The organism is Bradyrhizobium sp. Ses1 (genome assembly GCF_059512365.1).
The window spans coordinates 1-12,592 of the sequence record NZ_JCAMOQ010000012.1; the positions used below are offsets into that span (position 1 = coordinate 1).

Annotated in this window: 13 protein-coding genes; 8 read left to right on the plus strand and 5 right to left on the minus strand. The window is 63.0% G+C overall.

Annotation, left to right across the window (positions count from 1 at the left end):
• A partial coding sequence (locus AC5ZG5_RS16210) for a hypothetical protein (protein ID WP_496165451.1) occupies nt 1-189 on the minus strand: 189 nt, incomplete at its 3' end.
• Between the two features lie 276 nt (nt 190-465).
• Between AC5ZG5_RS16210 and AC5ZG5_RS16215 the strand changes: the two genes are divergently transcribed.
• Entirely contained in the window at nt 466-1,683 is a 1,218-nt protein-coding gene (locus tag AC5ZG5_RS16215) for an EAL domain-containing response regulator (protein ID WP_130229578.1), read from the plus strand.
• Between the two features lie 3 nt (nt 1,684-1,686).
• Here AC5ZG5_RS16215 and AC5ZG5_RS16220 read toward each other — a convergent pair whose 3' ends face one another.
• Complete coding sequence (locus AC5ZG5_RS16220) at nt 1,687-2,166, minus strand: hypothetical protein (protein WP_028168237.1); 480 nt, start codon at nt 2,164-2,166, stop codon at nt 1,687-1,689.
• Nucleotides 2,167-2,368: 202 nt separating this feature from the next.
• Here AC5ZG5_RS16220 and AC5ZG5_RS16225 point away from each other — a divergent pair, with 202 nt between their 5' ends.
• Nucleotides 2,369-2,689 (plus strand): hypothetical protein, encoded by a 321-nt coding sequence (locus tag AC5ZG5_RS16225; RefSeq protein ID WP_165435540.1) that lies wholly within the window; start codon nt 2,369-2,371, stop codon nt 2,687-2,689.
• A gap of 115 nt (nt 2,690-2,804) precedes the next feature.
• Here the strand turns inward: AC5ZG5_RS16225 and AC5ZG5_RS16230 are convergent, their stop codons facing one another.
• The 3 genes from AC5ZG5_RS16230 to AC5ZG5_RS16240 all read right to left on the minus strand — a co-directional run bounded on the left by AC5ZG5_RS16230 (nt 2,805) and on the right by AC5ZG5_RS16240 (nt 5,886).
• Nucleotides 2,805-3,998 carry a hypothetical protein gene (locus AC5ZG5_RS16230; RefSeq protein WP_028168235.1) on the minus strand — a complete coding sequence of 398 codons (1,194 nt, stop codon included), beginning with the start codon at nt 3,996-3,998 and terminating at the stop codon, nt 2,805-2,807.
• A gap of 94 nt (nt 3,999-4,092) precedes the next feature.
• Nucleotides 4,093-5,073, minus strand: coding sequence for a Bug family tripartite tricarboxylate transporter substrate binding protein (locus AC5ZG5_RS16235; RefSeq protein ID WP_456642932.1), 981 nt, complete (start codon nt 5,071-5,073; stop codon nt 4,093-4,095).
• 189 nt (nt 5,074-5,262) lie between these two features.
• Nucleotides 5,263-5,886 carry an NUDIX hydrolase gene (locus AC5ZG5_RS16240; protein WP_130229581.1) on the minus strand — a complete coding sequence of 208 codons (624 nt, stop codon included), beginning with the start codon at nt 5,884-5,886 and terminating at the stop codon, nt 5,263-5,265.
• A 73-nt stretch (nt 5,887-5,959) separates the two neighbouring features.
• On the opposite strand from AC5ZG5_RS16240, the gene AC5ZG5_RS16245 reads away from it, so the two are divergent.
• From AC5ZG5_RS16245 to AC5ZG5_RS16270, 6 genes are all read left to right on the plus strand, one after another.
• Nucleotides 5,960-6,382: a PaaI family thioesterase gene (locus AC5ZG5_RS16245; RefSeq protein WP_130229582.1), complete on the plus strand. Its 423-nt coding sequence runs from the start codon at nt 5,960-5,962 to the stop codon at nt 6,380-6,382.
• A 134-nt stretch (nt 6,383-6,516) separates the two neighbouring features.
• Nucleotides 6,517-7,536, plus strand: coding sequence for an aldo/keto reductase (locus AC5ZG5_RS16250; RefSeq protein ID WP_456642931.1), 1,020 nt, complete (start codon nt 6,517-6,519; stop codon nt 7,534-7,536).
• Between the two features lie 333 nt (nt 7,537-7,869).
• Entirely contained in the window at nt 7,870-8,508 is a 639-nt protein-coding gene (locus AC5ZG5_RS16255; RefSeq protein WP_130229584.1) for a trimeric intracellular cation channel family protein, read from the plus strand.
• A gap of 264 nt (nt 8,509-8,772) precedes the next feature.
• Nucleotides 8,773-9,909 (plus strand): TRAP transporter substrate-binding protein, encoded by a 1,137-nt coding sequence (locus tag AC5ZG5_RS16260; RefSeq protein WP_456642930.1) that lies wholly within the window; start codon nt 8,773-8,775, stop codon nt 9,907-9,909.
• Between the two features lie 109 nt (nt 9,910-10,018).
• On the plus strand, nt 10,019-10,687 hold the full coding sequence (locus tag AC5ZG5_RS16265; protein WP_130229586.1) for a TRAP transporter small permease subunit: 669 nt from the start codon (nt 10,019-10,021) through the stop codon (nt 10,685-10,687).
• On the plus strand, nt 10,684-12,585 hold the full coding sequence (locus AC5ZG5_RS16270; RefSeq protein WP_456642929.1) for a TRAP transporter large permease: 1,902 nt from the start codon (nt 10,684-10,686) through the stop codon (nt 12,583-12,585). Before AC5ZG5_RS16265 ends, AC5ZG5_RS16270 begins: the two co-directional genes overlap by 4 nt.
• Nucleotides 12,586-12,592: the final 7 nt, after the last annotated feature.

Genomic DNA, 12,592 nt, shown 5'->3' on the forward strand with positions numbered 1-12,592 from the left:
TGTCGTCGCTATCGCCGCAACTCTGCTCTGGCTAAGATAACTGTCCACGCGACCTAGAGCATGATCCGGAAAAGTGGAGACCGGCTTTCCGAAAAGATCATGCTCGAATAAAGAACGATCGGTAGCGGCGGCGATCACGTGAACGCTATTCTCAAAACGGGAATCGATCACGGCGACAACGATAAACAACCACAGACATTAACGCGTGCTGCCGCCGCGAAACGACGCGGCGGCGCACCATTGCAATCGCGCGCGAGCAGTTCGGACCGAATAGCGTCGGAGCACGGGATTTGAGGCCGCCGATGCGCTGATCTGCTTCGATTATTCATTACAATTTTAGCTTTATTTGTCTCTTTAACCCTACCTAAGCATTCATGGGGATTTGAAAGGAGGGTCCTCAAATTTCCCGATTAAGGCCGCCACGGAGATGTACGAGTCAAATCGACATCACGGGAAAGGGCGGGCATGAATCAAATCAACCCCAAGGAATACGCACGACCCGGCTGGTTCGGTCATCGCAAATTGACGCCGCGGGCTTGCGTCGCCGATAGCAAGAAGCACCTTCGTACCTTTCTTTCTGATGCTCTCGAGGATCTCGGCTTCATCACCTCGGAGTGCGGCGAGGCCACCGAACTGGATGGCGCGCTGGACGCGCATCGGCCCGACCTGCTTGTGCTCGGTGTCTCCGTCAACGGGATCGAGGTCGGCAGGATTCTGGAGGTTCTCGTCAGAAAGAATTTCGCCGGCAAGGTTCTCGTCATCGGCCCGCCCGAGTCGATTATGGTAAAAGCGGTCAGGCAAATTGGCGAAGAATACGGCGTAGCCATGCTGCCGCCGCTGGCGACGCCGTTCGGCGCCGGAACGCTGCGCGACAGCGTTGCGATGCTGCTGCCGCAGGAGCCCGCGCCGAGCCCCGCGGTCGATGTGGCAGAAGCGCTCAAGGCCGGCTGGCTCGAATTGTGGTACCAGCAGAAGATCAACTTGCGCACTCTGGTGCCCGCGGGCGCGGAGGCTCTCGTCAGGATGCGGCATCCGGCGTGGGGTGTGGTGCCGCCGGCCTATTTCATTCCCGATGAAAGCGATCCGCATTTCCAAGCGCTGTCCGAATTCGTGGTCGGTCGCGCCATCGAGGACTGGCACTATCTCTTGGAGCAGAAAGGACCGGTGGACCTCTCGATCAACCTGCCGGTATCGTTCCTGAGCGATCCGCAAGCCGTGCGCGAATTATGCCGCCGCGTGCCGCAGCATCCCGCGTTCGGCGGCCTGCTGCTCGAGATCGGAAGCGCCGAGGTGATCGAGAACCTGGACCTCGTGATCGAGGTCGCGCGGCAGGTGCGGTTCCACAACATCGCGATATCGGTCGACCAGGTCGGCACGGAGTGGCCATCGCTGATGGGTCTAAAGAACTTCCCCTTCGTCGAACTGAAGATCGATCATCAATTCGTCACCGGCGCCGCCGACGACCGGCTGAAGCAGACCGTGTGCAAACATGTCGTCGAGCTTGCCCACGACCACGGCGCACGGGCGCTCGCCCAGGGCGTCGAGACCCGCGCCGACTTCCTCACCGCCCATGCGGTCGGCTTCGACCTGGTGCAAGGCTATCTGTTCGGCAAGCCGATGGGAGTGAAGAAGTTCGCCCGCTCGCGGCCTTCCCCTGCCGCGAGCGCTGAATCGAAATCGTGACGTTCACTGGAACGTCATGTCGATGCATTTCGAGATATCCGAGCCGAGGCCGGAGGAGATCGTGATGCAGCCGCGCACCTTCTGCACATTGTTGTCGCTGGCCCAGACCGAATAGCCGCCGGGACCGAAGAACGAGTTGGTGTTCGGCGGTTCAGTTTCGGTGGCATCGAAGGAGTAATTGCCATCGGTGTCGAAGATGCGCGGCCGCTTGGTGCAGCCGCCATCGGCCTGCACGTTGATAACCTCCTTGTTGTCGCGCGTCAGCGCCAGCGAGACCTGGCAGCGGAAATATTCCGAGGTCTTGGTGTTGAACAGATAGGCGTAGGACTTGCAGGTCGCAGTGTTGAGCTTGCCGGCGGACAATCCCCGGCTGCAGGCGATGCGCTGGTTGTTGGAAAGCTTGAATTCGTCGGCATAAGCCGCGGTGGCCATCGTCATCAGCGAGAGCGCAATACCGAAACCGATGTTCATGCCGGGGGTCATTCGAATCATCCCTATCAAACTTTTCGCAATCATGCGTTTGTAGATGGAAACGGCAACATAGTCGCGAAGCAGGAAATCACAAACCCGCAGGTTGCACGTGATGCCGCACGACGACTTCCGTCGTATTGACGGAATAATGACGTTCGTGATTTGTTCAAGGCAAGGGCGCCGGTTTCGGCAGCGACGACTGGGGAGGACGATCATGACTCGATTTCAGGCCAAGAGCTTTTTGATGACGGCTTTTTTGACGGCAGCGGCACTGACGACGCTGGCGGCTCCCGCACTCGCACAGGATGCATCGCCCGCACCCTGGGAGCTGAAGTCCGACATGGGCTACGCCTATGGCAAGGACGGCTCGACCCTCGCCTACAAGATGGGGACCAACAATGCCGGGCTGCTGCTCAAAGGCGCCAAGAAGGTGCCGAGAGGCACGCTGTTCTTCGTCGGCCAGAACGGCCAGCTCTACATGCGCTCCGGCCCCTATCTCGAGGGCGACGGCAAGTTCATGTTCGGATCGAATTAGGCGACGATGCCGCTGTAACCTGTAGGGTGGGCAAAGCGCAGCGTGCCCACCATCCACGGTCGGTGCAAGAAAGGTGGGCACGCTTCGCTTTGCCCACCCTACGGCCCGCGGGCCACTAAAACACTGACGCCAGTTCCTTGGCGCCGGGCTTGTTGCTGTTGAAATCCATCCGCTCGTCGGTGACTGCGAGCAGCTTTGCTACCGTGTTGTGGCGGATCGCGACCGGGTTGCGCTCGTAGCCGCCGCGCTGGAAGAAGTTCGACGTCGGCACCCTCTCGCGCATCGCTTGCGGCATCGTGACCATGTCGTAGCCGGTGCCGTCTCCGGTGAGGTTCATCATCTCGAGTTCGGCCGCGCTCAGCGGGCGGGTGTAGCCCTTGTTCCGCGCGAAGATGACTGACGTCAGCAGCTTGTGGGTCTGCAGCATCGGGCCGACGTCGATATCGAGCACCATGGAATGGACTGCCCAGCCCTGCGGCGTGCTCGCGAGCCGCTCATGCGCCGACCAGTCGTCCGGCACCGTGCGTGCGAATGCCACCATCTTCTTCAGCACCGCGAGCTTGTGATCCATCGCCTTGCGCGCGGGACCGGACAGCGTAGCGGCCTTTTGAGTCAGCACCTTGATGAACTCAGGGCCCTGCTGCGCGATCAACTCGACGGTGTTGGTGGTGAGCAACTGATTGTAGCCGATTGCGGTCGAGATCGCCTTTGTGCCCGGACCGCGGTAGCCCGACTGCATATCATGATTGCCGGTGCCGCCGGTCTCGAAGGAATAGACCCGCACCGCCTGCTCGCGCGTCAAGCCGGCCGCGAGCGCGTAACGGGCGTAGGCGCGCTTGAACTCGATCTCGGTGGCCGGCCGCTCTGGCGTGAACTGAAACTGCTCGGCGGCGGCCTTCAGGAAATCGGCGACGAGAGGAATGGTCCTGCGTGGACGCGACGGTTCCTCTTCTTCGGGTTCCGGATTCACCGGCCGTTTCGGCCCGGTATAGAGCGGCGGCTGATCGAGCACATAATCATCGAGCGTGATCGGCTGTCGCTCGCGCCGTTTGGCGTTGCGGGTGCGCCGTTTCTCGGAAATCGCACTCCAATAGGCGCCCGCCTCCTCATCGAAGGCGGCGCGCGCTTCCTGATATTCGCGCAGCTTGCGGCGATATTCGGCGATCGCCTGCGGCGTTGCGGCCTGCGCCATCGCATCCGCGGTGGAAGCCGAAAGGGTGGCAGCCTCGACCGCCACGGCCTCCGGCGCGCCCGCGAACAGCGCGAGCGCGACCAATCCGGGGAAACAGCGAATCAATGGCGGGCGCATGCTCTCTTGTAGCAAGGACGCGCGCGATGTCAGCCTCGAATTGAATCACTCAAAAGCGACCAAACGCCCCGCCATGGCCCAGAACAAGTGCTTCTCACTCCGGCTCGACGCCGCTGGCCTTCACGAGCTGCGCCCACTTCTTCTCGTCCTTGTCGATGAACTCGGCGTAATCCTCGGGCGAGCCCGGCGTGATCTCGGTGCCGTCAGAGCCCAATTGCCGCTTCACCTCCTCGGAGGCGAGCGCATCGCCCAGCACCTTGTTGAGCTTGTCGACGATCGGCCGCGGCGTGCCGGCCGGTGCCGCAAGGCCATAGTAGAGCGAAGCGTCGAATCCGGGAACGCCGGCCTCGGCGATCGTCGGCACGTCGGGCAGGAGACCGGAGCGGGTCACGCTGGTCACCGCGAGTGCGCGCAGCGTTCCGCCGCTGACATTGGCGTGAGAGGCAGGGATCGGCGCAAATGCCATCGGGATGTGCCCGCCGATGAGGTCGACCAGCGCAGGGCCCGTTCCCTTGTAGGGAACATGCACGAGCGAGATGCCGGCACTGCGCGCGAAATATTCGCCAGTGATGTGGCTTGCTGTGCCGGCGCCGGCCGAACCGAAACTGACCTTGCCCGGATTTTCTTTGGCATAGGCGATCAGCTCGGCGACGCTCTTGGCCGGGAACGACGGATGCACGACCAGCGAATTCGGCGCATTGCCGATCATGCCGATCGGCGCGAAATCTTTCCGCGGATCGTAGCCCGCTTTCTTGTAGAGCGACGGGCCGATCGCGAGTGTCCCGGTATAGCCGAGCACCAGCGTGTAGCCATCGGGGTCGCTCTTGGCGACCGCCTTGGTGCCGACCGTGCCGCCGGCGCCGGGGCGGTTGTCGATCACGATCTTCTCGCCGAGCAATTCACTCATCTTCTCGGCAATGCCGCGGCCGACGATGGACGTGCTGCCGCCGGGCGCGAAGGGGATGACGAGCGTGATCGGCCGGTTCGGATAATCCTGGGCCTGCGCGGGATGCGATGCTGCGCCGACAGCGAGCGCGGCGATGGCAGTGTAAAGTCGCTTCTTCCAGGACAGCATGCCCGAGAGCCTCCCCTGATGTTTGTTGTTATGGTGGCATTGTCGCTCAGATGCCTGGCGTCAGCAACTGGACTTCTGATGACTCGGCCGCCCCGTCATTGCGAGCGGAGCGAAGCAATCCATCGCGCCATTTGCGGAGACGCGGATTGCTTCGTCGCTGCGCTCCTCGCAATGACGGTTGAGAGCTGCCTACTTCCAGGCGAAGACCGGCTGCTCGAGATCGGCGACGCGGGTGTCGCGGCCGGCCAGCACTTCGCGGAACTGGTAGATCAAGGCGGCCGTCGGCGCATGGATGTGCTGGCCGGCGTGGCGGAAGCGGATCACGCGCCTGACACTTTCGGGAATGGTGGTGAAGCTGAACGCATCCTCCGCCTCGATCGATTCAAGCGTGATGCGATGGACGGAAGCTACCTCGTCCGGGTTGGGCATGATCGGCGCCCGTGTCGAGACCCACACTACCACCGGAGTGATCAGATAGCCCGAGCGGGTCGGATAGTCGTCGAGCACGCCGAGCACGTCGCCATCATTGACGCGCAGCCCGAGCTCTTCGTGCAGTTCGCGCAGTGCCGCTTCCGCCTGTGTCTCGCCGGAATCGCAGCGTCCGCCGGGCAGCGCCCATTGCGCGCTGTGGCTGCGCAAGCTGGCCGCACGGCGGGTGAGCAGGAATGCGGTCTCCTCGCCCTCGCCGCTCGTGAGTGCGATCGCGACCGCCGCGCGTTTGAGCAGCGGCGCAGAATCGTCCGGCAGGCGCCTGAACGCCGTACAGAGCTCTGCGATATTCCGCCGGGTGGCATCATCAAATGAACGGGCCATTGATCTTGACTACAACAGTCCCGCGTTCGATGAAATGACCTGATATCATGCCTCGCCGGACGGAAAGCATCACATGACGAAACATGCCGCGGAAAAGCTCAAATCCGACGGCTGGAAGATCGTCGATACATCCGGTTTCCTGCATCTGGTCGGGCCGCTGTGGCAGCGCCTCGTCGATGACGAGCATGAATATGCGTTGATCACCGAGGATAAGCATCACAATCGCCGCGGCCTGGTGCAAGGCGGCGTGATCATGACCTTCGCGGACCGCACCTGCGGCATGACCGCCCGCTATGTCTCGGGCAAGCCGGCGCTTGCGACCGTGCAGCTTGATACGCACTTTGTGGAGGCCGGCAAGATCGGCGAAACCTTGATCTCGAAGCCGCGCGTGGTACGCTCGACCAGGAGCCTGATCTTCATCACCACCGAAGTGACCGTCGACAAACGCTGCATCGCCATGGCGAACGGCGTGTTCAAGATATTGAAGAGCGAGTAGGCTGAGATCGTCGTTCCGGGGCAATGCGAAAGCATCGAACTACGATGTGCAATTGCACATCGGAGAATCTCGAGATTCCGAGTTCGGTCCTGCGGACCGCCCCGGAATGACGCGACAACGCAGAGGTTTGATACATGCAGTACGGTCAACTCGGCCGCAGCGGCCTGAAGATTTCGCCGATCTGCCTGGGCACCATGATGTTCGGCGGCCCGACCGACGAGGCGACGTCGGCGCGGATCATCGCAAAGGCGCGCGAGGCCGGCGTCAACTTCATCGACACCGCGGATGCCTATAATGGTGGAAACTCCGAGCAGGTGGTGGGCCGCGCGATATCCAACAACAGGCAGAACTGGGTCCTCGCTACCAAGCTCGCTAATCAGATCGGCGACGATCCGAATTTCGGCGGGCTGTCGCGACGCTGGGTGCTGCAGGCGGCGGAGGCGAGCCTGAAACGGCTCGGCACCGACTACATCGACATCTACTACCTGCACAAGGAAGACCACACGACGCCGCTGGAGGAGACCGTGCGCGCGATCGGCGACCTGATCAGGCAGGGTAAGGTGCGCTACTTCGGCGTCTCGAACTATCGCGCCTGGCGCGTTGCCGAGATCTGTAACATCTGCGACCGGCTCGGCCTCGACCGCCCGATCGTGAGCCAGCCCTATTACAACGCGATGAACCGCATGCCCGAGGTCGAGCACCTGCCGGCCTGCCGCTATTATGGCCTTGGGGTGGTACCCTATAGCCCGCTCGCCCGCGGCGTCCTGACCGGCAAATACCGCGCTGATGCCACCCCCGACAAGGACACCCGTGCCGGCCGTAACGACAAGCGCATGATGCAGACCGAGTGGCGGCCGGAATCCTTGAGGCTGGCGCAAGAGATCAAGCAATATGCGGAAGCACGCGGCATCACCGCCGCGCAGTTCGCGGTCGCCTGGGTGCTGAATTCATCCCTCGTCTCCGCCGTGATCGCCGGTCCGCGCACGGAAGCGCAATGGGACGATTACGTCCGCGCGCTCGACTATCGCTTCACCGTCGAAGACGAGGCGCTGATCGACCGGCTCGTCGTGAGCGGGCATGCTTCCACGCCCGGCTACAACGATCCGGCCTATCCGATCGAGGGGCGGCGGGCGCGGACGGCGGAGCGGTCCTAGCCGCGCTGAAGATTGAAATAAGCCGCAGACAGCCTTCACGGGCGGCGCCGACGACACCCGAGGCCGCTTCCGACTCGGGCACGCGGACCTCATCCGCTGCCCGACGCTGCTCACGATGCCGGAGAGCGATCCGATTGCGGCCGCGGCGCCGTGGTTCTTCGAGGCGCTCCGCTGCTGCAAGACGCCGTTGTGCTTCTCCGCCAGCGAGCATGGCAATCATGCGCCGAATTTGACGCCAGTGATTCACCCGGCCCTGCGAGCGCGGGGATCGAGGCGATGTTGACGGCGGCCGGCCTTTGGCTCAGAGATGCCGAGGTAAGAGCGTGAGCCTCGATGGAAAGCGCGACGCTGGTCCAAGCCCTCAATCTCCTGGGAACGCTGGTGTTCGCGCTCAGCGGCGCCGCCGCGGGCGTCCGGCAACGCATGGATATTTTCGGCGTTCTCGTGCTAGCCTTCGTGACCGCAGTTGCCGGCGGCGTTCTCCGTGATCTCCTGATCGGCGCGACTCCACCTGCCTCCGTGACGAATTGGCATGCGCTCGCCATTTCCGCCGCCGGCGGCCTGTTCGCATTCTGGTTCTCGGCGCTGATCGATCGCCTGCGCTTTCCGGTCGAACTGTTCGATGCGGCAGGCCTTGGCATCTTCGCAACGACCGGCACACAGAAAGCCCTCGAATACGGCATTCCCCCTGTCATGGCCACGATCCTCGGCATGGTGACGGGGATCGGCGGCGGAATGGTGCGTGACCTGCTCTCCGTGCGGATGCCCATCGTCCTCTATTCCGAGTTCTACGCCATGGCCGCCCTCGCGGGCAGCGCGGTCGTCACGGTCGGACACGCGCTGGGCATGCCGGTCGCGGCCACCCTGCTGCCCGGCACGGCACTCTGTGTGCTGCTTCGCGTCTTGGCGCTCTATCACGGGTTCAGCCTGCCGCAGCCGCGCCGACGCGACGACGAACCCTCGGACCGGTAACCCGATCGCGAGATGCTGGGGCCAAGTCGACTGCGCTGAAAGTCTAATAGAGCCTCCAGCCCTGCGGCTTGTTACCAGAGCGTTTTCTGCTCCTGCCGGAAATAAATCCGAACTCGCAGTCGCGAGCTTGTTGCTCGCGGCCCGCGTCCTAGCGTCGCATCATCGGGAACGTTCTTGCCAAACTCCTGCGCACGCCTTTGTCTTCCTTCCTAAAAAAGAGCGGATCCTAAAGGGACCGCCAATCATAAGGGCAGGGAGGAAACTATGACCAAATCCAATAGAGGCAGTGCGTCCAGTCGTCGCCGCTTCCTGAAGGTTGCGGCCGCGGGCGCCGCAGCAAGCGTTGCAGCGCCTACCATCGTCAGCGCGCAGGGCCCGATCAACATGCGCTGGCAAAGCACCTGGCCGGCCAAGGATATTTTCCACGAATACGCGCTCGACTACGCCAAGAAGGTCAACGACATGACCGGCGGCGACCTCAAGATCGAGGTGCTTCCCGCCGGCGCCGTGGTGCCGGCCTTCGGCCTGCTCGACGCCGTCTCGAAGGGGACGCTCGATGGCGGCCATGGCGTCTTGGTCTACCACTACGGCAAGCAGACCGCGCTGGCGCTGTGGGGCTCCGGTCCGGGCTACGCGATGGATGCCAACATGCTGCTGGCCTGGCACAAATATGGCGGCGGCAAGGAGCTGCTCGCCAAGCTCTACGCCTCGATCGGCGCCAATGTCGTCTCCTTCCCCTATGGGCCGATGCCGACCCAGCCGCTCGGCTGGTTCAAGAAGCCGATGTCCAAGGTGGATGACTTCCAAGGCCTGAAATTCCGCACCGTCGGCATTTCCATCGACGTGTTCACCGGCCTCGGCGCCGCCGTCAACGCGCTGCCCGGCGGCGAAATCGTCTCGGCGATGGACCGTGGCCTGCTCGACGCTGCCGAGTTCAACAACGCGACTTCCGACCGCGTGCTCGGCTTCACCGACGTCTCCAAGATCTGCATGCTGCAGAGCTACCATCAGAATGCCGAGCAGTTCGAGATCATGTTCAACAAGACCAAGTACGATGCCCTGCCGGACAAGATGAAGGCCATCATCTCCAACGCCGTCGAAGCGGCCAGCCAGGACATGAGCTGGAAGGCGATCGACCGCTACTCGAAGGACTACGAGGAGATGCAGACCAAGGACAAGGTCAAGTTCTACAAGACGCCGGATTCGATCCTGCAGAAGCAGCTCGAGATCTACGACCAAGTGGTTGAGAAGAAGTCGGCCGAGAACCCGCTGTTCAAGGAAATCGTCGAATCCCAGCTCGCCTTCGCCAAGCGCGCGACGCAGTGGGAGAACGACACGGTGGTCAACCGCCGTATGGCCTACAACCACTATTTCGGACCGAACGCCAAGAAGAAGACCTGACAGGCGCTGCGCACGACCGAAGCGTCATCCGGAGACAGCGAACCCGGATGACGCTTCCGCTGTCTCTACACCAACCCGATACTTCCGGAACGGCCGGTAGCGAACGCAGATGAGCGCACAGCGTTTCCTGTACATGATCGACGGCATCAGCACCTGGACCGGCAAGGCCGCGGCGTGGCTGGTTGTCGGGCTGATGGGCCTTGTCTGCGCCGAGGTCTTCAAGCGCTACATCCTCAACATGCCGACGGCGTGGATCTTCGACGCCTCCAATATGCTGTACGGCACCCTGTTCATGATCGCGGGTGCCTACACGCTGGCGCAGAACGCCCATGTCCGCGGCGATTTCCTCTACAGCTCGATGCGGCCGCGCCTGCAGGCCTCGCTCGACCTCGTGCTGTATTTCGCGTTCTTCCTGCCGGGCATCGCGGCGCTGGTCTACGCCGGCTGGGACTACGCGCTCGATTCCTGGCGCATCAACGAGCATTCCAACGTGACCGCCGACGGCCCGCCAGTCTACCACTTCAAGTTCATGATCCCGCTCGCCGGGGCCTTGGTGCTGCTGCAGGGCGCGGCCGAGATCGCGCGCTGCATCATGTGCCTCAGGACCGGCGCCTGGCCCGACCGGCTCCGTGACGTCAGCGAGATCGACGTCGTCGAGGAGCAGCTCGCGCACAGCGAATATGTCGATGAGGAATCGCGCAAGGCCGCGATCGCGCATGCGCAGGACATCGAGGAGAGCGCGCGGCAGCGCGGCATGGGCGGAGACCTGCAGCGATGAGCGATCCGGCACTCGGGCTGTTGATGCTCGTCCTCATCGTGGTCGTCATCATGATGGGCTTCCCGACGGCGTTCACGCTGATGGGGCTCGGCATGTTCTTCGGCTTCTTCGCCTATCACCGCGGCGGCGAGGCCTGGAGCGACAATCACATCTTCGACCTGATGGTCCAGCGCACCTACGGTGCGATGACCAACGACGTCCTGATCTCGATCCCGCTGTTCGTGCTGATGGGCTACGTGATGGAGCGCGGCGCGCTGGTCGACAAGATGTTCTATTCGATCCAGCTCGCGTTCCGCCGCCTGCCCGCTTCGCTCGCGGTGGCGACACTGATCGTCTGCACATTTTGGGGCATCGCCTCGGGCCTGGTCGGCGCGGTCGTTGTGCTGATGGGCGTCATCGCCTTCAACCCGATGCTGAAGGCCGGCTACGACGTCAAGCTCGCCTCCGGCGTCATCACCGCCGGCGGCACGCTCGGCATCCTGATCCCGCCATCGGTGATGATCATCGTCTACGCGGCAGTGGCCGGGCAGTCGGTGGTGAAGCTCTACGCCGCGGCGATGTTTCCCGGCTTCTTCCTCGCCTTCCTCTATCTGGTCTACATCGTCGGCTGGGCGCTCTTGAATCCAAAGATCGCGCCCAAGCTTCCCGAGAACGAAACCAAGGTTCCGGTGCGGCCCTGGATCGCCAAGCTGCAGCAGTCCTATTCGCGCAAGATGCTGCCCGCGCTGCTTGCGGCGGTGCTGATGCCCGCAAGGGCCGTCAACGCCGGCGTGGACGGCACCCGCGTCACCTATTCGATGCTGCTGACGAGCCTCGCCCACGCCCTCGTGCCGCTGATGCTGACGCTGGCGACGCTGTGGGCCGCCTGGTGGTACGTCGTGATTCACCAGCAGCCGGATATTGCGCCGCAGCTCCCGGCCGCCGCGCAGCAGCAGCGAACCCAGGAGACGCTTCAGCCGCTTGGTGCAGGCGCCCAGCCCGCGGAAGAAAGCGCGGAAGAGAAACTCGAGGAGCTCGGCGGGGGCGGCGCGAGCCGGTCGGAGGCCACCACGAAGAACGAGCCGGAGGTGCTGCAGGAGATGGGCAGTGCCGAGCTGCGAGGCAAGACCATCGCGGCGCCGGCGGAGCTCGGACCGCCGCCGGAGTTCTATACCTACTTCGCGTTCGTCGCCGGCATCTGCGGCCTGCTGCTTCTCTACTATTACTGGACCATGGAGGCCGAGCAGTTCGAGGTGCTGCGGCTGCTCATCACCTCGGTGATGCCGCTCGGCATCCTCACGGTGGTGGTGCTGGGCGTGATCCTGTTCGGCATCACGACCGCGACCGAATCGGCAGCAGTCGGCGCTGCCGGCGCCTTCCTGCTCGCCTTCCAGGCGCGGACGCTGGACTGGAAGCGCACCAAGGAAGCGGTGTTCCTGACCGCCAAGACCACCTCGATGGTGTGCTGGCTGTTCGTCGGCTCGGCGCTGTTCTCGGCGGTGTTCGCGATCCTCGGCGGCCAGGCGCTGCTGGAGAGCTGGGTGCTGTCGCTCAACATGTCGCCGGTCCAGTTCATGATCCTGTCGCAGGCGATCATCTTCATTCTGGGCTGGCCGCTGGAATGGACCGAGATCATCGTGATCTTCGTGCCGATCTTCCTGCCGATGCTGAAGCACTTCAACATCGATCCGATTCTGTGGGGTGTCCTGGTCTTCGTGAACCTGCAGGCGGCGTTCCTGTCGCCGCCGGTGGCGATGTCGGCCTTCTATCTGAAGGGCGTGGCGCCAAAGCACGTCACGCTGAACCAGATTTTTGCCGGCATGATGCCCTACATGCTGATCGTCATCATCTGCATGGTGCTGATGTATATCTGGCCCGGCCTGACCTTGTGGCTGCCGAACTATCTCTACGGTAACTGACGGGCGG